This window comes from Planomonospora parontospora, assembly GCA_014647935.1.
Taxonomy (GTDB): domain Bacteria; phylum Actinomycetota; class Actinomycetes; order Streptosporangiales; family Streptosporangiaceae; genus Planomonospora; species Planomonospora parontospora.
The window spans coordinates 459,918-480,227 of the sequence record BMQD01000003.1 but is presented as its reverse complement, the minus strand read 5'-3'; the positions used below and the strand labels follow the sequence as shown (position 1 = coordinate 480,227).

General features: G+C 72.4%; 15 protein-coding genes and 1 riboswitch. Of the genes, 5 read left to right on the top strand and 10 right to left on the bottom strand.

The genetic code is table 11. The features are described from left to right. Positions 1-25: 25 nt before the first annotated feature. Positions 26-1,228: an alpha/beta hydrolase family protein gene (locus IEZ07_RS07555; RefSeq protein ID WP_191894077.1), complete on the bottom strand. Its 1,203-nt coding sequence runs from the start codon at positions 1,226-1,228 to the stop codon at positions 26-28. Positions 1,229-1,401: 173 nt separating this feature from the next. Next, positions 1,402-1,488: riboswitch (ZMP/ZTP riboswitch) on the top strand. 21 nt (positions 1,489-1,509) lie between these two features. On the opposite strand from IEZ07_RS07555, the gene IEZ07_RS35500 reads away from it, so the two are divergent. The 3 genes from IEZ07_RS35500 to IEZ07_RS07545 all read left to right on the top strand — a co-directional run bounded on the left by IEZ07_RS35500 (position 1,510) and on the right by IEZ07_RS07545 (position 2,895). Next, entirely contained in the window at positions 1,510-1,671 is a 162-nt protein-coding gene (locus IEZ07_RS35500) for a hypothetical protein (RefSeq protein WP_230880780.1), read from the top strand. Positions 1,672-1,700: 29 nt separating this feature from the next. Further along, positions 1,701-1,841, top strand: coding sequence for a hypothetical protein (locus IEZ07_RS35495; RefSeq protein ID WP_275413752.1), 141 nt, complete (start codon positions 1,701-1,703; stop codon positions 1,839-1,841). Between the two features lie 340 nt (positions 1,842-2,181). After that, entirely contained in the window at positions 2,182-2,895 is a 714-nt protein-coding gene (locus IEZ07_RS07545; RefSeq protein WP_191894076.1) for a putative endonuclease domain-containing protein, read from the top strand. A gap of 60 nt (positions 2,896-2,955) precedes the next feature. Here the strand turns inward: IEZ07_RS07545 and IEZ07_RS07540 are convergent, their stop codons facing one another. The 8 genes from IEZ07_RS07540 to IEZ07_RS07505 form a co-directional block, all read right to left on the bottom strand. Then, entirely contained in the window at positions 2,956-3,279 is a 324-nt protein-coding gene (locus IEZ07_RS07540) for a MerR family transcriptional regulator (protein WP_191894075.1), read from the bottom strand. 89 nt (positions 3,280-3,368) lie between these two features. Continuing rightward, the gene (locus IEZ07_RS07535; protein WP_068896687.1) at positions 3,369-3,821 is read right to left on the bottom strand and encodes an Hsp20/alpha crystallin family protein; all 453 of its coding nucleotides are present in this window, start codon (positions 3,819-3,821) and stop codon (positions 3,369-3,371) included. Between the two features lie 286 nt (positions 3,822-4,107). Then, complete coding sequence (locus IEZ07_RS07530; protein ID WP_204054272.1) at positions 4,108-7,095, bottom strand: glycoside hydrolase family 3 protein; 2,988 nt, start codon at positions 7,093-7,095, stop codon at positions 4,108-4,110. A gap of 130 nt (positions 7,096-7,225) precedes the next feature. Further along, entirely contained in the window at positions 7,226-8,041 is an 816-nt protein-coding gene (locus IEZ07_RS07525) for a carbohydrate ABC transporter permease (protein ID WP_191894074.1), read from the bottom strand. A 217-nt stretch (positions 8,042-8,258) separates the two neighbouring features. After that, entirely contained in the window at positions 8,259-9,200 is a 942-nt protein-coding gene (locus IEZ07_RS07520; RefSeq protein WP_191894073.1) for a carbohydrate ABC transporter permease, read from the bottom strand. A 112-nt stretch (positions 9,201-9,312) separates the two neighbouring features. After that, positions 9,313-10,626: an ABC transporter substrate-binding protein gene (locus IEZ07_RS07515; protein ID WP_191894072.1), complete on the bottom strand. Its 1,314-nt coding sequence runs from the start codon at positions 10,624-10,626 to the stop codon at positions 9,313-9,315. 194 nt (positions 10,627-10,820) lie between these two features. Beyond that, positions 10,821-13,073, bottom strand: a complete 2,253-nt coding sequence (locus IEZ07_RS07510) for a TIM-barrel domain-containing protein (RefSeq protein ID WP_191894071.1) — start codon at positions 13,071-13,073, stop codon at positions 10,821-10,823. A 15-nt stretch (positions 13,074-13,088) separates the two neighbouring features. Next, the gene (locus IEZ07_RS07505; protein ID WP_191894070.1) at positions 13,089-15,347 is read right to left on the bottom strand and encodes a glycosyl hydrolase family 95 catalytic domain-containing protein; all 2,259 of its coding nucleotides are present in this window, start codon (positions 15,345-15,347) and stop codon (positions 13,089-13,091) included. A 40-nt stretch (positions 15,348-15,387) separates the two neighbouring features. Between IEZ07_RS07505 and IEZ07_RS07500 the strand changes: the two genes are divergently transcribed. Both IEZ07_RS07500 and IEZ07_RS07495 read left to right on the top strand, forming a co-directional pair. Beyond that, a complete protein-coding gene (locus IEZ07_RS07500) occupies positions 15,388-17,244 on the top strand; it encodes a beta-galactosidase (protein ID WP_239319522.1) in 1,857 nt (618 codons plus the stop codon). Between the two features lie 91 nt (positions 17,245-17,335). Next, on the top strand, positions 17,336-18,646 hold the full coding sequence (locus IEZ07_RS07495) for a pentapeptide repeat-containing protein (protein WP_191894069.1): 1,311 nt from the start codon (positions 17,336-17,338) through the stop codon (positions 18,644-18,646). 127 nt (positions 18,647-18,773) lie between these two features. On the opposite strand, the gene IEZ07_RS07490 is transcribed toward IEZ07_RS07495, so the two are convergent. Further along, positions 18,774-20,168 (bottom strand): NAD(P)H-quinone dehydrogenase, encoded by a 1,395-nt coding sequence (locus IEZ07_RS07490; protein WP_068896679.1) that lies wholly within the window; start codon positions 20,166-20,168, stop codon positions 18,774-18,776. Positions 20,169-20,310: the final 142 nt, after the last annotated feature.

Here is a 20,310-nt window from a genome sequence, read left to right as displayed (position 1 = left end):
CGTGCACCCGGCGTCATGAACCGGATCACCTCTTGACCGTGACCTCCGGGTAGCGCGCGGAGGCCCGGTCGAGCAGCGGCCGCGACCGCCCGCGCAGGTGCAGGTCGAAGAAGGCCCCGACGTACTTCCGGGTGATCTCCAGCGAGCGGGCGCCGGGGAGCGTGCCGAACATCTCCTCGTCCTTGATCACGTCAGCCAGGAGCGGCGCGTAGTCGGTGAGGGCGTTGTGCCCCATGCCCTTGACCGTCACCCAGCGCTTCCAGCCGGTCATGTTCTCCCAGTCCCGTCCCCAGGTGGGGTCGGCCCCGCCCTGCGCGTGGAGCTCGCCGGCCCCCAGCAGCATGAACGGCTTGCGGAGCCCCGTGTCGGGGATCGGGATCCAGAAGGTGCCGTCCATGTTGACCCCGGCGCGCACCCGGGGATCGGTGAGCATGGTGTGCGTGGCGCTGTTGCCGCCCAGGGAGTGGCCGGCCATGCCGATCCGGGACCGGTCGATCAGCCCGGCGTGCTCCCAGGCGGGCCTCTTCCCGGTCAGCCGGTCGAGCACGAAGGAGACGTCCGCCGCGCGGACCCGGGTGCTCTTCTCACCGAACTCCGGGGTGCCCCCGGACTCGCAGGTGGTGCAGGGGACGGTCCGGCCGTCCGGGAAGGTCGTGGGGGACTCGTGCGTGTGGTCGATGCCCACCACCGCGTAGCCCCGGCTCGCCAGATCCTCCGACAACGCCGTCAGCGAGCTGCGGGGCATGCCGAACCCGGGAGAGAGCACCACGAGGGGCAGGCCGCGCCGCCGTCCGAGCGGCGCCGCACCGGTGACCGCGTTGGTCCGCGTCCCCGCGAGCGCGTTCACGACCTCGGCCCCGGCGCCCTGCTCCTTCAGCAGCAGCTCCGCCTCCTTCGCGGTCATGTACGGCGCCCGCTCCCCCCTGGCGGCCCTGGCCGGATACCAGATCGAGACCATGAGCTCGCGCGGCTTCCCCGCCACCCAGGGGTCGGTGCGGGAGCCGTCCACCAGGTGCAGCGTGGTCGTGCCCACCGCGTGCGGACCGGTCGGCCGGGGCAGGGCGAGAGCCGGAGCCTGCTCCGGCGCGGCGGCGGCCGGTGCGCCGAGCGGGTACGGCGCGGCCGGCGCTCCTGCCGGGTTCGGCGCGGCGAGCGCGGCGGCGGGCGTGGCGAGGACGAGAAGCGCGGCGGCGGCGGCGAGCGCCCCGCGAAGTGGTGATCGTGACATGGCACCACCTTCGCGGCACCCCGATGACCTGCGCTTCAGCCGAAAAGGCACTCGGAAGGTACGACTTCCGAAGATCTCCCTACGCCGAAAGTTGCAACCGCACGCCACCGGCACGAGTGACATGGACCCACGCCGCCGGACCTCCTCGTCGCGCCCGTAGGCGGTTACAGTGGATCCCGAGCCGTGACCGGCGCTTAGGTGGAGCACCACCGGGGAGCGGCTCGGCGATCCCGTCACCGCCGTGCGCCTGGGCATTCCGCAGCGACCTGCAGGAGCGGCCCATGACCCGGACGCAGACCGCCCGCCTCATGGACGGCACCACCCCGGCCCGCCGCATCACCGAGCGCGCCGCCTCCGCGGCGGCGGACCTCACCCGGCTGACCGGCACGGCGCCGTGCCTGGCGACCGTACTGGTCGGCGACGATCCGGCCTCTGTCACGTAGCCGGATACAACCCCGGCAACGTCGGCGACGTGGACTTCGAGAGCTGCCGGGCCCGGGCGAGCCTGATCACTCCGGTTCCGGGCGGCGTCGGTCCCATGACCATCGCCCTGCTGCTCGAACAGACCGTGACCGCAGCCGCCCGGCAACTGGGCCTCACCCCGCTTCCGTAGCACAGTGGTGATCCTTCCCCGGGAAGTGCACCGTTCTGCGGTCCATACGGCGTGCACTTCCCGGGAAAGGATCACCACCGGTCGATCGGATCAGGCCGGGCGATGATCCGTCGGCGGCTTCTGAGCCGTGCGGATCGCCGTACCGGGGACAGGGTGGCATGGGAGGCTCCATCGCGTGCTTCCCGAAGCGTTGCGCCATGGACCGTTCCGGACCGGAGACGCCTTGGCCCTAGGGCTGACCCGCCGCCAGCTGCAGGGGTCCAGGTTCCGCCGGATATATCGCGACGTTTACGTTTCCGCGGAGTTACCCGACTCCCTCCGGCTCCGTTGTCGGGCCGCGTTGCTCCTCCTGCCTCCGAGTTCGGTGTTCTGCGGTCTCACCGCCGCCCGCCTGTACGGCCTGCCCGTTCCCGAGTCCGGAGACCTCGATGTCGCGCTGCCCCCGGCACTCGGCAAGCATCCCGAGATCCTCGGCATCAGGGTTCACCGCTACACCCACTGGGGGCGGGACGATCTGCGGCGCCTGGACGGACTGCTCGTTCCCCGGCCCGAGTCCTTGTTCCTGGAACTGGCGATCAGGCTGTCCCGGATCGAGCTCATCATGGCCGGTGACCAGCTCGTCCGCTCCTGGACCTCGGTTGCGGCGATCGGCGATCGGCTGTCCCAGGTGCGGCGGCGCCGAGGGCTGCCCGCCGCCCTGGCGGCGCTCCCCCAACTGGAGCCGGAGACCTACTCCCCCATGGAGACCCGCCTCCGGATGCTCCTCGTCGACGGCGGGCTTCCGCGCCCCGTCGCCAATCCCCACGTCTTCGACGACACCGGTCAGCGGATCGCCCAGCCCGACCTCTACTATCCTCAGGCCCTGCTGACGATCGACTACGACGGCTCCCACCACGATCGCGACCCCCGCCAGATCAGGCAGGACCGCGAGACCATGCGGCTGCTCGCCCTCAACGGTTATCTGTCCTTACGCTACGACGCGCGCATGATCCTCGGCTTCCCTCGAGAGATCGTCTCCGAGGTCCGCAACCTCCTCACCGAACGGCATCACTGATCCTTTTCCGGGAAGTGCACGCCGTACGGCCTGCGGAACGGTGCACTTCTCGAGAAAGGATCATGATTCCTCGGTTGTGTCACCCCCGTGGGCGGCGCGCATGCGGGCGATCTCGGCCTGCAGGTCGCGGACCTGCTGCTGGAGTTCGAAGATGCGGCGGACGGCGGCGAGGGTCATGCCCTCGTCGATGAGGCGGATCGCGTCCTGGAGGCTGCCGATCTCGTGCCTGCTGTAGCGCCGCTGCCCTCCGGCCGACCGGGTGGGCCGGACCACCTCGTGCTCGTCGAGGCGGCGCAGGAACGCCTGCTGAACTTGGAGCATGTCGGCCACCTGGCCGACGGAGTACAGCGGTGCGTGCTCGTCCTCGAACGGCAGCCGCGTCATCGTCGTCTCCTTCTCGGCGTCGGGGGGAAGCCGACGGGGCGGGCACCGTCCCCATGGTGCCCGCCCCGCCGCGGCCCGCCTCGGGCGGGTCAGGCCTTGATGGACCTCTGGTCGACCTGGTCCACCTTCTGGATCTCCACCTTGCGCGGCCGGGCCTTCTCCAGGACCGGGATGCGCACGGCCAGGACGCCGTTGGAGTAGGCGGCGTCGACCTTCTCCCCGTCGAGGTGCTCGGAGAGGTAGACGCGGCGGGTGAAGGTGCCCATCGGGCGCTCGCGGACGAACAGGCGGTCCTCCTCGCCGTACTCCTCCTCGCGGCCGGCGCTGACGGTCAGCACGCCGCGGTCGACGGTGACCTCGATGGAGTCCGGGTCGACGCCCGGCAGGTCGAACTTGAGGAGCACGTCGTCCTTGCGGCGGACGCCGTCCAGCGGCATGGCCCCGCGCGCGGCGTTCTCGCCCCAGCCGAGCGTCTGCCGCGCGATCCGGTCGAACCTGCGGTCGAACTCCTGGACGAACGGATCGATCGACGTCAGCAGCATCGATAACCACCTCCGTTGAATCTTGCAGGGTTCCTCAAGCCCTGCCTCCTGGAAACCTCACACTTCATTTATAAGTATCCTCACGCGGAGATGCAAGCCGCTGCGGGGAGGTTTTACCCTCCGCTGCCGGTACGGGCCCCTCCGCCTGCCGCCCCCGGCCCCACCGCCTGCCGGTACGGGTCCACCGGGCCGCGGACCGCCGAGTCCTGCCGGTACGGGTCCACCGGACCGGCGGGCCCCGGCGGTTCCGTGCCGCCGGGGCCCGCCGGAGGGCTCCCCCGAAGGCTCAGCGGGTCAGGACGGCGTCCTTGAGCCGCAGGTCGCCCCGGGCGACCAGGTAGACGTCCTGCCGTCCCGAGGCGCGCGCGAGCGCCGCGGTGGCCGTCGACCACCGGTAGACCCCGCCGGTGGCGGCCACCCGGACCGTGCCCAGCAGCCTGCCGGCCGGCGACCCGGTCCTGACCTCCACGGAGGCGGCCTCGGCCGCCGCGACCCCCAGCGTCGCCCCGGTCGCGCCCCGGCCGAGGTCGACGTCGGCGAAGGAGATCCACTCGCCGGAGGAGAGCGCGACCGCGTCACCGCTCGCCTTGGTCTCGTCGACCAGTTCCGCCCCCGAGTGGTCGTCGAAGTCCGCGGCCCGGACGGCCCGCGTCAGGTCGCGGGCGGGGATGCGCTCCCCGTCCACCCGCAGCGTGGCCCGCTGCCGGATCCGGTCCGAGGAGGAGCCGACGAGCACGTCGTGGGTGGACGGCTCCACCGCGAAGCGGCCCCGGGTCACGTCCCACAGCGCCAGGTCGGCGGTCTTCAGCGGGAACGTGACGGTCTTCGACTCGCCCGGCGCCAGGTGCACCCGCTCGAACCCGCGCAGCTGCCTGACCGGCTGCCGCACCCGCGAGGAGTGCTGGTGGGTGTAGAGCTGGACGACCTCGTCGCCGGCGCGCGACCCGGTGTTGGTCACCTTGACGCTCACCTCGAAGCCGTCGCCGCTGCGCCTGGTCTTCAGCCCCTGGTAGCCGAAGGTGGTGTAGCTCAGACCGTGCCCGAAGGCGTAGAGCGGCTCGTCCTTCGAGTACAGGTAGGTCGAGCCGGTCTTGACGATGTCGTAGTCCAGGATGTCCGGCAGCTCCGCGCCCTCGCGCGGCCAGGTCTGGGTGAGCCGGCCGGCCGGGTTGGCGTCGCCGTACAGGATGTCGGCCAGGGCGTGGCCGGTCTCCGCGCCGGCGTGGGTGGTCCAGAGGACGGCCGGGACCTTCTCCGCCAGACGGTCGATGGTCGTCGGGTAGCTGTTCTCCAGGACGACCACGGTGTTCGGGTTGGCCTCGCGCACCGCCTCGACCAGCGCCTCCTGGCCCTCCGCGAGGCCCAGGTCGGTGCGGTCGTGGGCCTCGCGGCCGTTGATGAACGGCATGCTGCCGACCACGACGACCGCCGTGTCGGCGCTCTTCGCCGCCGCGACGGCCTCGGCGATCCCGCTGCGCACGGTCTCCCTGGTGAACCGGGTGGCGTTCTCCGCAGTGGTGAGGGAGAGCGTGCCGTCGGCGGCGGCCCGGACGTAGACGTTCGGGCCGAACCACGGCTCGGCGGTCTCGTAGCCGGCGTAGCGCAGCAGCACGGTCCCGTCGCCCTGCGCCTCCAGCTTGAACTGCTCCTGGACGAACCAGCCGGCGGGCTGCTCCTGGGTGTTGGCGAGGGTGGACCAGTTGGCGCGGCTGACGTACCTGCCGTTGGCGACGCTGCGCAGGGTCACGATCCCCTGGCCCCAGTCGAAGACGTCGAACTGCTCGGCCTCCCCCGCGGTGGCGGCGGCGAGCCTCAGGTCACCGCCCGCGCCGGCCGGGGCGGTGAGGTACCTCCCGCCGGCCTTGAGCGCGATCCGGTCGGCGCCCTCGGCCGCGCCGGTGACGGCGGCCCGCTCCCTGATCCCGTCCAGCGGGGTCACCTCGTACGGCAGGGCGCCGGAGTACCAGTCGGTGTAGAGGGTGTCGGCGAGCGGGCCGATGACCGCGACCTTCTTCGCCGGGTCGAGCGGGAGCAGCGCACCGGGCTTCCCTGAGCCCTCGGCGGCCGAGTCCTCGGGGCCGGTGTTCTTGAGCAGGACCATCGCCTCGGTGGCGGCCCGCCGGTTCAGCCTCCGGTGCTCGGGGCTGTCCACCACCGCCTTGGTGATCTTCCCGTACGGCCCGCCGTCCGGGTCGAACTCGCCGAGCCGGAACCGCACACTGAGGATGTTGCGCACGGCCCGGTCGACGTCGGCCTCGGTGAGCAGCCCCTGGGCGAGCGCGGCGTTCACAGAGGCGACCGTCGGGGCGCCCCTGGTGTCGTCCACGGTGAAGCTGTCCACGCCCGCCTTGATCATCGCGGCGGCCGCCTCGGGCTGGGTGGCGAAGTAGCGTTGCGAGCCGGTCAGGTTGTTCGGGCCGCCCGCGTCGGAGACGTTGAAGAGCGTCCGGTCGGTCCACCGGCGCACGCTCGCGTTGAGGTCGGTGACCGTGGCGGGGCGGCCGTTGACCAGGTTGTAGGCGGTCATCACGCCGGTGGCGGCGTCGTTCGCGAGGGCCGTCCGGAAGGCCGGGAGCTCGTACTCGTGTATGACCCGGGGCCGGATGCTGGAGTTCGTGGTGTCCCGGCGGACCTCGTTGTTGTTGGCCATGAAGTGCTTGAGCACCGGAGCGGCCCGCAGGTGGTCGGGGTCGTCGCCCTGGATGCCCTTGCCGTAGGCGGTGGAGATCACGCCGGTGAGCAGCGGGTCCTCGGAGTAACCCTCCTCGTTGCGGCCCCAGCGGGGGTCGCGGAGCAGGTTGACCACCGGTGCCCAGAGCTGCAGGCCCCACACCCGCGGGTTCTCGGCGTGGTAGCCGCGGGCCTCGGTGCCGACGGCCTCGCCGACCTGCTTCACCAGGTCCGGGTTCCAGGTGCTGGCCAGGCCGACGGCCTGCGGGAAGACGGTGCCCCTGGCGGTGACGACGTTGCCGCCGTTGTCGACGTCGGTGGACCAGGCGATGCCGTGCAGCGCCTCGGTGCCGGTCTTGAACAGGCCGATGCCGAGCCGTTCCACCGCCGGCTGGTACTGGTGCAGCCAGGAGACCTTCTCGGCCAGGCTCAACCGGCCGAGCAGGTCGTCGACGCGCTGCTGGAGCGGGAGCGACGGGTCGCGGAAGGGGTGCTCGGGGGCCGCGTGCGCCGGGGCCGCGCACAGGCCGAGGGCCAGGGCGAGCACGGCGCCGGCGGCCGCGGACCTGCGTAACGGTGGACGGAAGGACGTGCGGAAGGACACTGCGCCTCCAGGTCAGGTGGTCGAGCGCGGGCTTCGCGGGGCGGTTCAGTGGGGGCGTCCGCCCCCGAGCGGCGGACGGCGACCCCTGACGGCCGCTGGACGATCGCGGTCCGGTGGTCGGGTGCGGCCCTTACTTGATCGCGCCCACGGTCACGCCGCGGGTCAGGGTCCGCTGGAAGATCAGGAAGAAGACGACAGCCGGGAGGATGCCGAGCAGCGCCGAGGCGCTCGACATGGTGGCGTCCATCATCTTGTCCCCCTGGAGCACGCCCAGCGCGACCGGGACGGTCTGGTTCTCGTTGGAGATCAGGAAGACCAGGGGGAGGAAGAACTCGTTCCAGGTCCAGATGAAGAAGAAGATCAGCAGCACCGAGAGCGTGGGCCTGCTGATCGGGACCACGACCCGCCAGAGCGCCCGCCACTTCCCGGCCCCGTCGAGCGCGGCGGCCTCCAGGATCTCGTGCGGGAACCGGCCGAGCACCGAGGCGAGCAGGTAGGTGCCGAACGCGCTCTGGATGACCGTGAAGATGATGATCACACCGAGCCGGGTGTCGTAGAGGCCGGCCTCCTTGGACAGGTAGTACAGCGGGTAGACCAGCGCCTCCTGCGGCAGGGTGTTGGCCACCAGGAAGACGACCAGGATCCAGGTCCGGCCGCGGACCCGGCCGATGCCGAGCGCGTAGGCGTTGAGCACTGAGAGCACGACGGCGAGCACCGCCACCGAGCCGCTGATCAGCAGGCTGTTCCACAGCTTCCCGCCGAAGTCGACCCGGTTCCAGAACTCGACGATCCCGTCGAGGTGGAGGCCGTCGGGCAGGCTCAGCGGGCCGTTGGCGGAGTAGTCCGCCGGGGAGCGCACCGCGTTGAGCGTGACGATGGCGAACGGCACCAGCATCACGACGGCCAGCACGGCCAGCGAGACCAGGACCGAGTACTTCCGGATCATCGAGCGCTCCTCGGGCCAGCCGGACACGGGTGTGCCGGATGCGGATATATCGGATGTGAGTCGGCCGGACGCGGGCCGGCCGGATCTGGATGTGCCGGATGCCGGTAGGACGGATCCAGGCGGGACGGACGCGGACGGAGCGAACGCGGGCGGGACGGACGCGGGCGGAGCGGACACGAGCGGGGCGGACACGGACGAGGTGAACGCGGGCGGGAGGTCACGAGTCGCCTTCCTCGCCGTCCTGGATCCGCAGGAAGAGCACCGTGACCACGATGATCAGGAGGGTCAGCACGGTGGCGATCGCGGCGCCGTACCCGACGTTGGCCTTCTCGAAGAAGTTCTGGTAGCTGAAGTAGGACGGCACGAGCGTGGCGCCGCCGGGCCCGCCCCGGGTGAGCACGAAGATCGGACCGAAGACCTTGAGCGCGGCGATCGTGCAGGTGAGCAGGACGACGTAGATCTCGGGCCGGATCTGCGGGACGGTGATGTGCCGGAACCGGCGGGCCCACGAGGCCCCGTCCATCTCCGCGGCCTCGTACAGCGCCGGGTCCACGCGCTGCAGCCCGGCCATGAAGATGACCACCGGGTAGCCGATCTGGAACCAGACCATGATCATCATCACGCTCGGCAGCGCCCAGTCCGGGTCGCCCAGCCAGCCGCGCGGCTCCATGCCGAACAGCGCCAGGAACTCGTTGAGCACGCCGAACCGGGGGTGCATGATCCAGCCCCAGACGATCCCGGCGATCGCGACGGGCAGCACCTGCGGCAGGTAGTAGGCGGCCCGCAGCACGCTCGCCGTACGGGGGCCGAACTTCTTGCCCACGTAGTCGAAGAGGGTCGCCGCCAGGACGAGCCCGATGAGCGTGGGGACGATCGCCATCGCCACGATCAGTGCCGCGTTGTTCCGGAACGACGTCCAGAACCGGGCGTCGGCGAACAACCGGGTGTAGTTGTCGAGCCCGAGCCACCTCGGGTCGCCGATGCCCTGCCACCGGGTGAAGGAGATCCCGATGTTCATCAGGAACGGCACCAGGATCACCGCGGTGAACAGCACCGCGCTGGGCAGCAGGAACACCCAGTAGCCGCCGGTGCGGCGGCGCGGGTGCGGCTCCGGTCCGCGGACCGCCTTCGGCCGCGCGGCCGGAGCGTGCACTGCCATCTTTCCTCTTTCCGGCTGTAGGTCTTTCCGGCTGTAGGTCGCCGATGTCCTTCCGGCCGTCGGCCGCCGAGGCCTTCCCGGGGCCGCCGGTCGCCGAGGCCGGCTCCGCAGGTCAGCCGCCGATGTCGGCGAGGTTCTCCTCGTACGGCGCGGCGAGCTCGTCGAGCACCTCGGCGGGCTTCTTCGCGCCGTTGATCAGGTTCTGCACCCCGGCCACCAGCACGTCGTAGTAGCCCGGGGCGGGCCAGTCGGGGTAGAACGCCAGCCCGTCGGCGGTCGAGAGCTTCGTGAAGTTCTCGATCAGCTCCTTGCTCTTCGGGTCGGTGATCGCGGCGGGGTCGGCCGCCACCGGGATGCCGCCGGAGTTGCCGAGCAGGTTCTGGATCTCCTTCTTCATCGTGATGTCGATGAAGTCGTAGGCCAGGTCCTTGTTCTTCGCGTTCTCCGGGACCACCCAGATGTTCCCGCTGGAGCCGGCGTGCAGGGTGTTGCCCGGCCAGAGGAACGAGCCCCACTCGAAGTCCTTGATGTCGGTGGCGAACCGGCCGTACCACCATGATCCGGTGACCACCATCGGGTACTTCCCGCCGATGAAGGACAGGCCCATGTCCTCGGCCTTGATCCCGGCGGAGTCCTTGGCGATGTAGCCCTTCTTCACCCAGTCGGCCGTGGTCTCGGCCGCGTAGGTGAACTCGGGCCCGTGGAAGTCGACCTTGCCCTTGTAGAGCTGGAAGCCGTTCACCCACGGCCGCTGCGCCTTGCTCAGCGCGAGCTGGTAGAAGATCTGCTGCGCCGGGTACTCCGCGCCGCCGACCGCGAGCGGGGTCACCCCGGCCTTGGCGAACGTGTCCATGGCCGCGGTGAACTGCTCGAACGTGGTCGGCACCTCGACCTTGTGCTTCTCGAACAGGTCCTTGTTGTAGTAGACCATCACGTACTCGGCGTAGTTCGGGATGCCGAACCACTTGCCGGAGCCCATGACGCCTCGGTCGTCGTACTTCGCAGTGGTCTGCAGCGACGGGCTGAGCAGCTTGTCCCAGCCTCGCTTCGCGGCCTCCGCCGACAGGTCGGTCAGCAGGCCCTGCTTGGAGAGCAGTCCGGCGGTGGCGTTGCCCTTGTTGTACTCCATGACGTCGGGGGCCTCGTCCGAGTTGAGGATCATGCCCGCCGACTGGCGGATCTGCTCGAACGCCTTCTCCTCGAACTGGACCTTGACGCCGGGGTGGGTGGCCTCGAACTGCTTGATCGCCTCGGCCCAGGCCTTGCCCATCGCCCCGTCGGCGCTCTCGTAGTGCCAGAGCTTGAGCGTCCGGGGACCGCTTGCGGCGGGCTCCGCGCCCTCCTGCCCGTCGCCCCCGCAGGCGGCCAGCGCCGCCAGCATGACCGTCGCGGCCAGCGCGGCCGCCCCGGTTCGCATTGTGAACATGCTCGTCTCCCATGGATGGTGGCGGCCGTGCCGCCCCTGGCGGCGGTCCGGCTCCGGACCGCCCGGCCGCGCTCGGCGGCCGTCGTACTTCAGGCGGCCCCGAACCGCCCGGAACCGGTGACCCTCACGCGGCCCCGAACCGCCCGGAGCCCACGGCTTTCACGCGGCCCCGGACCGCCCGGAGCCCACGGCCCTCAGACGGCCCCGAACCGCTCGAAACCCGTGACGCGCGCGGGACCGTCCACCCGGACCCCGCCCGCCTCCACGGTCGCCGTGGTGTCGCCGTCGACGTCGGAGATCACGGCGGTCCCCGCGTCCGTGCCGTAGCCGACCAGCGTGATCTCCCCGAACGGCCCGTCGCCGACGGTCTCGCCGGGCTCGGCCAGGACCGGGACGACCGCGCCGCGCCGGACGAACAGCGGGATGCGCGAAAGCGGCACGGACACCGTGACGTGCCGCCCGCCCGCGAGCACCTCGCCCGTCCAGTGGTCCACCCACTCGCCGGCCGGGAGGTAGACCTTCCGGACGCCGTCGGGCGAGGTCATGGGGGCCACCAGCAGGTCGCGGCCGAGGAGGTACTCCAGGTCGGCCCGCCAGGCCACCGGGTCGTCCGGGTGGTCGACGCACAGGGCCCGCATCATCGGCGCCCCGGTCCGCGCGGCCTCGACGGCGGCGGTGTAGACGTACGGCATGAACCGGTAGCGGAGCTTCAGCGCCGCCACGGCCTCGGCCTCGACCTCGGGGAACTCCCACGGCTCGCGGCTGGTGGTGCCGTGCAGCCGCAGCAGCGGGGAGAAGGCGCCGAACTGGGTCCAGCGGACGTACAGGTCGTCGGTGGGCCGGCCGGTGAAGCCGCCCGCGTCGTGGCTCCAGAACGGGATGCCGGACAGGCCGTGCGCCAGGCCGCCGCGCAGGGTGCTGCCCATCGCCGGGTAGCCGGTGTAGGTGTCGCCGCTCCACTGGGCGGCGTGCCGCTGCCCGCCGAGGAAGGACGAGCGCGCCCAGACCATGCCGTGCCCGGCGACCTCGCGCGTCACCTCGGAGACCACGTCGTTGAAGAGCAGCGTGTAGACGTTGTGCAGGTCGGTGCCGGTCATGCCGTTGGCGGCGACCGCGTCGTGCGGCACGCCCTCGGCGAAGTCGGTCTTGAAGACCTGCACGCCCTGCTCCAGCAGCGGCCGGAGCAGCCCCCGGAACCACTCGACGGCCTCGGGGCTGGTGAAGTCGACGATGCCGCACTCGGGGTAGGAGCCGTGCCAGGAGTCGGCGACGTAGACCTCGCCGCCGGGCCTCCTCAGGAAGTATCCCTTCTCCGCCGCCTCGGCGAAGGCCGGGCTCAGGTGGGAGATGTACGGGTTCATCCAGAGGCAGACCTTGAAGCCCATCTCCTTCAGCTCCGCCAGCATCCCGGCCGGGTCGGGGAAGTTGCCCTCGTCCCAGCGCAGGTCGGACCAGTGGCCGTCGGTCTGCCAGTAGGTGTCCAGGTGCAGCACGTCGCAGGGGATGCCGCGCTCGCGGATCGTCCGGGCCCGGTTCATCACCCGCTCCTGGGTGTCGACGAAGAAGCCCGAGGAGATCCAGGTGCCGAACGCCCACTTCGGCGGGAGCGCCGGGCGGCAGGTCAGCCGGTCGAAGCGGTCCAGGATCTGCGGCGGGGTCGGCCCGGCGATCACGTAGTAGTCGATCAGGTCGTCCGGGACGACGATCTGCACGCAGCTGTGCGTGGACTGGCACATGTCGAACTCCACCGGGGCGCCGCTGTCGACCAGCACGCCGTAGCCCCGGCTGGACAGGTAGAACGGCACGTTCTTGTAGGCGCGCTGGGACTCGGCGCCGAAGGCGTCGAAGTTCCACATGACCGGCCGCTGGCCGCGCTTGTCCAGCGGGGTGAAGGACTCGCCGAAGCCGGTGAACGCCTCGTCGGCGGGGGCGGCGAAGCTCTCGTGGTAGCCGGCCACCTCGCCGCCGGCCGTGGAGCGGCCGAACGGGAGCGTGCGCAGCCGGCCGCTGATGTCGACGTGGCCGGCGTCCTGCTCCAGCAGGGTCCTCCCGGCGGCGTCGGTGAAGCGCAGGTGCCAGGGGGACAGGGTGATCTCGGCGCGGAGCGGACCGGCGTCGACCACGACCGTCCCGTCGCCCGTCTCCACCCGGGCCCCGGGGAACCCGCCCGGCGTGACCATGGTGATCGCCCGCGCCGACCTGGTGCGCGCGTCGGCGTCCTCGCCGAGCCGTACCCGGATCACCCCTTCGCCGGCCACGCCCACGCAGGCCACGAGCGTCTCCTCGGCCGAGGTCGTCGCCTTCAGGACCACTCCGGCCCCGTCCGCCGCGACCACCTCCGCCGCCGTCAGCGCGGAGAGCCCGCCCTCCCCGTGCGAGCGGACGGGCAGCTCCGGCGGGTCGGCGACGAAGTACTCATGCGCGATCAGCGGGGGACGGTAGGGCATGGGGGCTCCAGCGCTTCAGGCTTCCAGTTGCTGAATTAGTTTTGCGTCCAAACCAACAAACGTCAATGGCAGCGCCTCCCCCGGCAGCACCCTCGCGCTCTGGATGCCGCAGGTGACCAGGAGCGGAGCCCAGGCCCGCACCACCGCCTCCACCCGGCCGGGCTTCCAGGTCAGCCGCTCGACCGTGCCGCCCCGCACCACCAGCCCGCGCGCCTCGCCCCGCGGCCAGGCCTCCGGGAGCGCGGGCAGCAGGTCCACCCGCCCGTACCCGGCGCCGGGCAGCGAGGAGCGCACCAGCATGGCCGCGACCAGCGCGGGCAGCCCGCCGCAGACGTCCACGTTGAAGATCGCGTCCCGGTTGTGGGTGGAGACCAGGTTCTCCTCGCGCCAGTAGCGGGCGGCCAGCAGCGTGAGCGTCTCGTGCGCCTCCTCGGCCAGGCCCAGCGAGGCCGCCGCGAGCCCCAGCTGGACCAGCCCGAACGCCATCTCGTCGCTGCCCTCGCCGCGCCACCACTCCAGCCTCCGCCGGACCGCCAGCTCCGCGGCCGCCGCCAGCCGGGGGTCGTCGAAGGCGGGGTCCCGCTCGTACCAGAGCGGGTAGAGGTGCGAGGCGTGCCGGTGCGCGTGGTTGTCCGCCGGAAGTGCCCCGCCCCCGCCTCCGCCCGTCCCGTCCGGGGAACCGCCGTCCGCGCGCCCACCCGCGGCGCCGCCCGCCGGAGCGCCGTCCGTGAGGTGCCGCGGTCCGATCCATTCGGCCAGTTCCCCGGTCGGCGCGATCCGGTACACCGGGAGGCGTTCCAGCAGCCGCCACCACCGGGCCGGATCGAGCCCCAGGAGCTCGCACGCGCGGACGAGGTTGCGCAGCAGGTCCCGGACGACCGCGACGTCCATGGTCGCGTTGACGCACGCCTGCGAGTCGCCCCCCGCCGGGGTGTTCTCCGGCGAGTAGGACGGGACGAAGTCGCCGCCCCCGTCCAGGAAGTCCTCGTAGAACAGGGCCGCCTCGGTCATGAACGGCAGCGCCCGCTCGCGCAGGAAGGCCAGGTCGCCGGTGTGCGCGTAGTGGTCGTGGTAGAGCCGGGCCAGCCAGCCCGCGCCGGCCGTCCAGAAGGTCAGGCACCAGACCGGCCCGAAGTGGTTGTGCAGGCCGTGCGTGGACAGGTGCGCCGGGACCAGGATCCCCCGGCAGCCGTACAGCCTGCGCGCGTTCTGCCGGAAGTCGTCCATCATCGCGTCGGCCAGGTCGAAGACTGGGAGCATGAGCTCCGGGGTCCCGGTGCAGGGCAGGGCGGCCACCGCCGAGGCCAGGTTCCCGTCCAGGGTGAAGCCGCTGCGCCACGGCGGGTCGTAGGTCCCGGTCCACACCCCCTGCAGGGTCGGCGGGAGCTCGCCCGAGCTGGAGATCACCGCGTACCGCCCGGCGGTGAACAGCCGCTCGACCGGCCCGCCGTCCGGCAGCCGGACCTCCGACCGGGCCAGCAGCCCTCCGTGCACGGCCGCGTGCTCGTCCAGCAGCCGCCCGAAGTCGGCGGGCAGCCCGTCCAGCGGGCACGGCTCGCCGCCCGCCCGCCCGACCCCGTGCACGACGGTGCGCACCAGCACGAGCGCCTCGCCCCGGACCGCCAGCCCGTCGGGGAGCGCCTCCGCCTCCCCGTCGACCCGGCACTCGACGGTGTAGCCCGTCATCGCGCCGGGCCGGCACTCGGGCAGGTCCGCGCGGAGGACCAGGCGGCCCGGAGCCGTCTCCGAGGTGAACCGGACCGGGACCGGCGGCTCGCCGTCCGGCGGCAGCAGCCGGAGCAGCCCTCCGGCCCCGGAGAGGCGGACCGCCACCACGTCGGCGGGGCGGGAGGCGAACACCTCCTGCCGGGCCGGGCCGTGCTCCTGCGTCACCAGCCCGGTCGTGAAGTCGCAGGTCCGCCGGACGCCGCCGGGCGCGCGCGTGGAGAAGGCCAGGGTGGCGGCGGGGACCAGGGGGTCGATCCAGCGGGTCTCCGCGTAGCCGGGGTGCTCCTCGGCCGCGAGGCCGGCGACCCGCTCGGCCGCCTCGCGGGCGCGCCCGCCGTACAGCAGGGCGTGCAGCTCGGACAGGACGCGGGCGGTGTGCGGCGGCGGCAGGGGCTCGGTGACGGGGAGGAAGAGGCGTTCGTGGGAGAGGGTCACCCGGAACTCCCCCGGCTCCCCGTACACCAGGGCGCCCTGGCGGCCGTTGCCGGTGATCAGCGCCCGCTCCCAGTCTCCGGTCGCGGCACTTGAGACGACTCCATGATCCATGGATAATTAGTTTAGTTTCTGTACGAACAAAGGATCCAGAGTGAACTGGCCGAAAGGGCTGGAAGGCCTGTGCTACGGCGGGGACTACAACCCCGAGCAGTGGCCGGAGAAGGTCTGGGAGGAGGACGTCGCCCTGATGCGGCAGGCCGGGGTCAACCTGGTCAGCGTCGGGGTGTTCTCCTGGTCGCGCCTCGAACCCGCCGAGGGGGCCTACGACTTCGGCTGGCTGGACCGGGTGCTCGACCTGCTCCACGAGGGCGGGATCCGGGTGAACCTGGCCACCCCGACCGCCTCCCCGCCGCCCTGGTTCTCCCTGGCCCACCCCGACGCGCTGGCCGTCACCGCCGACGGCGTCCGGCTCACCCACGGCAGCCGCGACACCTACTGCGTGGCCGCCCCCGCCTACCGCGAGGCCTCGGTCCGCATCGCCCGCGCGCTCGCCGGGCGCTACGCCGGCCACCCGGCGCTGGCCATGTGGCACGTGCACAACGAGTACGGCACGGGCTGCCACTGCGACCACGCCGCCGCCGCCTTCCGGGCCTGGCTGCGCGCCCGGCACGGCTCGCTGGAGGCGCTGAACGACGCCTGGACCACCTCGTTCTGGAGCCAGCACTACTCGGCGTGGGAGCAGGTCATGCCGCCCCGCGCCACCCAGTACCTGCCCAACCCCGCCCAGGTCCTGGACTTCCGCCGCTTCCTGTCCGACGAGATGCTCACCCATTTCCGCGAGCAGAAGGCGGTCCTGCGCGAGCTCACCCCGGACGTCCCGGTCACCACGAACTTCGTCTTCGGCGACTGGGTCCCGGTGAACCAGTGGGACTGGGCCAAGGAGGTGGACCTGGTCGCGATCGACCACTACCCGGCGGAGAACCCCCCGGAGGAGACCGCGTTCGCCGCCGACCTGGCGCGCGGCTGGGCGGGCGGGCGGCCGTGGCTGCTGATGGAGCAGGCCGTGGTGACCTACACCGGCCCCCGCATGGCCGCCAAGCGCCCCGGCGAGATCACCCGGCTGAGCCTGTCGCACATCGCGCGGGGCTCGCGCGGGGCGATGTTCTTCCAGTGGCGGGCCTCGCGCGGCGGGGCCGAGCTCTGGCACGGCGGGATGGTCCCGCACTCCGGGCCGGACTCGCGGATCTTCCGCGAGATCCGCGACCTCGGCGCGCTCCTGCCCGCCCTCGCCGAGGCCTGCGAGGCGCCGGTCGAGGCGTCCGCCGCGATCCTGTGGGACCCCGAGTCGGGCTGGGCGCTGCAGTTCCCGGGCCTCCCGTCCACCGGGACCGGCTACCTGGAGGCCGTACGGCAGGCGCACCGGGTGCTCTACCGGCACGGCGTCACCGCCGACTTCGCCCACCCGTCCGCGGACCTGTCGGCCTACGAGCTGGTGATCGCCCCGAGTCTGTACCTGCTCTCCGACGACGACGCCGACAACCTGCGCCGGTACGCCGCCGGCGGCGGCCGCCTGGTGGTCTCCTTCCTCAGCGGGATCGCCGACGAGCACGCCCGCGTCCGGACCGGCGGCTACCCCGGGGCGCTGCGCGACCTGCTCGGCGTCCGGGTCGAGGAGTTCCTGCCGGTCGCCGGCCCGGTGACGCTGGACGACGGCGCCACCGCGACCCTGTGGACCGAGCACGTCCACCTGGCCGGGGCCGAGGCCCTGGCCCGCTACCCGGACGGCACCCCCGCGGTCACCCGCCGCGACCGGGCCGTCTACGTCTCCACCCGGCTGGACGACGACTCCTACGCCCGCCTGCTCGACCTCGGCCCCGAAGCCCCCATCGAGTCGGTACGGCGCGGCGACTGGGTCTTCTCCGTCAACCACGGCGACCGGGAGCAGGCGGTTCCCGGTAACCTGCTGCTGCCCCCGGGAGGGTACGCGGTGGTCCGGGTGCCTCGCTGAGGCGGGGCGCGGCCACCGGGGATCAAGCGGGTGTCCAGCGGACTGCAATGGGCCGCTGGCACGCTCGGGGCCGTAGTCGAAGGAGGCACCCGTGCGTCGTTCCATCTCCCTGGCGCTCACCGCCGCGATCGTCGCGGCGCCGGGGTTCGCGACCCCGCCCGCCCACGCCGCGCCCGCCGCGCCCGTCCAGGGCCAGGCCCGCGCCTCGGCCGGGACCCCGGCGCGGCCGCTTCCTGCCGGGTGGGCCCCGGCCGGACGGGGCTCGGCCGAAGCGGCCTCGGCCGGTCCGTGCCGGCCCGGTCAGCGCGCGAACCTGCGCGGCCGGGACTTCACCGGGGGCGCCCAGCTCCCCTCCAGCCTGCGCTGCGCCGACCTGACCGGCGCCAAGCTGGACGGCCAGCAGCTGACGCAGAAGGACCTGACCGGGGCGATCCTGCGTGACGCCTCGCTCAAGGAGGCCAACCTCACCCAGGCGACGCTGAAGTACGCCGACCTGCGCGGCGCGAACCTCACCGAGGCCGACCTGGGCCAGGTCAGGGCCGACCACGCCGACCTGCGCGGCGCGATCCTCGTGGACGCCGAGGCGGGGCAGGCCGAGTTCCCCTACGCGGACCTGTCCGGGGCGAAGCTGACCCGGGCCGAGCTGACCCAGGTGGAGTTCACCAGCGCCAAGCTCGTCGGCGCCGACCTCACCGAGAGCACGCCCGGCCAGCTCAAGGCCCGCAAGGCCGACTTCACCCGGGCCAAGCTCCGGGAGGCCCCGCTGACCCAGGCCAACCTGCGCAACGCCGTCTTCGTCGACGCCGACCTGACCGAGGCCGAGTTCACCATGGCCGAGCTCGCCGGGGCCGACTTCACCGGCGCGACGGTCGAGAAGGCGTCCTTCACCATGGCCGACGACGCGAACCTCGAGGGCGCCAAGGGCACCCCCACCGGCCTGGCCGGCCTGCCGACCTCCTTCCCCACCTCGCTCTCCCTGGGCGGCGAGACGCCGGAGGACGAGCCGTCCACGGCCGCGGCGCCGGACCAGGGCGGCGGGATCTCCGTGGGCCTCGTCATGGTGGTGCTCAGCGCGGTGGGCCTGGCGGTCACCGTGGTGGCCTGGGGCGTCAGCGCGCAACGGCGGACCAGGCGCAACGCCCGCTTCACCCTCATGCGCCGGGGCGCGGAGGAGGACATCACCCGGCTCGGCGAGGAGATCGACCGGCTCGACTACGAGTTCCAGATCAGCGGGCGCGGCGGGATGACCGCCGACCATGACTGGCGGCAGGCCCTGGACGCCTACGAGGCCGCGAAGAACGCCCTGGTCATGGCCAGGCGGGAGCAGGACCTGCACCTCGTGGCGCGGGCCGTGCAGGACGGCCGGAACGCCTTGGGGCGGCTCCGCGGCCGCGTGCGCTAGCCGTCCCGTCCCGTGCGGCCGGGTACGCGGTCGGCGGGGGCCGGCCGCCCCGACCCGGCCCGACCAGGGCCGGTCAGGTCCGGTCAGGTCAGGTCAGGTCGCGAGCCGGGTCCGCGCCGGACCCCGGTCAGATGCCGCTGGGGGTCATCGGCTGCATCAGGCGGCGGGCCGCCTCGGTGACGGACCCGGACAGCGAGGGGTAGACCGCGAAGGTGTGCGCGAGCTGGTCCACGGTGAGCCGCTGCTGGACGGCGACCGAGACCGCCAGGATCAGCTCGGAGGCGCGCGGGGCGACCACGACGCCGCCGAGGATGATGCCGGTGTTGGGGCGGCAGAACAGCTTCACGAAGCCGTCGTGGAAGCCCTGCATCTTCGCCCGGGCGTTGGTCGCCAGCGGGAGCTTGACCACGTTGGCCTGGATCTCCCCGGACTCGATCGCCTTCTGCGTGATGCCGACCGCCGCGATCTCGGGGTCGGTGAAGATGTTGGAGGCCACGGTGGCCAGGCGGAGCGGCTGCACGGCCTCGCCGAGGGCGTGCCAGACGGCGATCCGGCCCTGCATCGCGGCGACGGAGGCGAGCATCAGCACCCCGGTGCAGTCGCCGGCCGCGTAGACGCCCGGCGCGGAGGTGCGGGAGACCTTGTCCACCTGGACGAACCCGCCCCGGTCGAGGGTGACGCCGGCCTCCTCCAGGCCGATCCCGGCGGTGTTGGGGACCATGCCGACCGTCATCAGGCAGTGGCTGCCCTCGGCGGTCCGGCCGTCCTCCAGGGTGACGACCACGCCGTCTGCCGTGCGCTTGACCGACTCGGCGCGGGAGCGGCCCATGACGTTCATCCCGCGGCGCCGGTAGACCTCCTCCAGGACCTCGGCGGCGTCGGCGTCCTCGTTCGGCATCATCCGGTCACGCGACGAGACGAGGGTGACCTCGGAGCCGAGCGAGCGGTAGGCGCCGGCGAACTCCGCGCCGGTGACGCCGGAGCCGACCACGATGAGGTGCTCGGGCAGCTCCTCCAGGTCGTACATCTGCCGCCAGGTGAGGATGCGCTCCCCGTCGGGCTCGGCGGTCGGCAGGATGCGCGGGGTCGCGCCGGTCGCCACGATGACCACGTCGGCCCGGATCGTCCGGTCGCCGGCCCGGACCACCTGCGGGTCCACCAGCCGCCCGGGGGCCTGGACCACCTCGACGCCCTCGGCGGCGAGCCGCGCCGCGATGTCGGTGGACTGGGCCCGGGCCAGCTCCTTCACCCGCAGGTTGACCAGCGGCATGTCGGCCACCGGGGTCCCCACGTCGCCGTCTGGGCCCCCGCTGTAGTGCACGCCCAGCGCGGCGGCGTCGAGCAGCGCCTGCTTGCGCACGGAGGTCGCGATCAGGGTCTTGGAGGGCACGCAGTCGGTGAGCACGCAGGCGCCCCCGGGCCCGTCCTGCTCGACCACGGTGACCTGCGCGCCCAGCTGCGCCGCCACCAGTGCCGCCTCGTATCCGCCGGGTCCGCCACCGATGATCACGATCCTTGTCACTACCCCATTCTCCCGCATCCCCGGACCAACCACCGCTCGGGTCCCCCTCGGAAACCGGGGAAAGCCCTTGCCCTTCGAGGAAATCGACGACATGACATCACGGGAGGGGCAGGCGGGCGATCTTGGATTAGTCTTGGGCACC

Bases quoted from the DNA above. Each gene is read 5' to 3' on its own strand.
- IEZ07_RS07525 (WP_191894074.1), bottom strand. From the start codon at position 8,041: ATGATCCGGAAGTACTCGGTCCTGGTCTCGCTGGCCGTGCTGGCCGTC.
- IEZ07_RS07510 (WP_191894071.1), bottom strand. From the start codon at position 13,073: ATGCCCTACCGTCCCCCGCTGATCGCGCATGAGTACTTCGTCGCCGAC.
- IEZ07_RS07540 (WP_191894075.1), bottom strand. From the start codon at position 3,279: ATGACGCGGCTGCCGTTCGAGGACGAGCACGCACCGCTGTACTCCGTC.
- IEZ07_RS35500 (WP_230880780.1), top strand. From the start codon at position 1,510: ATGACCCGGACGCAGACCGCCCGCCTCATGGACGGCACCACCCCGGCC.
- IEZ07_RS07555 (WP_191894077.1), bottom strand. From the start codon at position 1,228: ATGTCACGATCACCACTTCGCGGGGCGCTCGCCGCCGCCGCCGCGCTT.
- IEZ07_RS07515 (WP_191894072.1), bottom strand. From the start codon at position 10,626: ATGTTCACAATGCGAACCGGGGCGGCCGCGCTGGCCGCGACGGTCATG.
- IEZ07_RS07520 (WP_191894073.1), bottom strand. From the start codon at position 9,200: ATGGCAGTGCACGCTCCGGCCGCGCGGCCGAAGGCGGTCCGCGGACCG.
- IEZ07_RS07535 (WP_068896687.1), bottom strand. From the start codon at position 3,821: ATGCTGCTGACGTCGATCGATCCGTTCGTCCAGGAGTTCGACCGCAGG.
- IEZ07_RS07505 (WP_191894070.1), bottom strand. From the start codon at position 15,347: ATGGATCATGGAGTCGTCTCAAGTGCCGCGACCGGAGACTGGGAGCGG.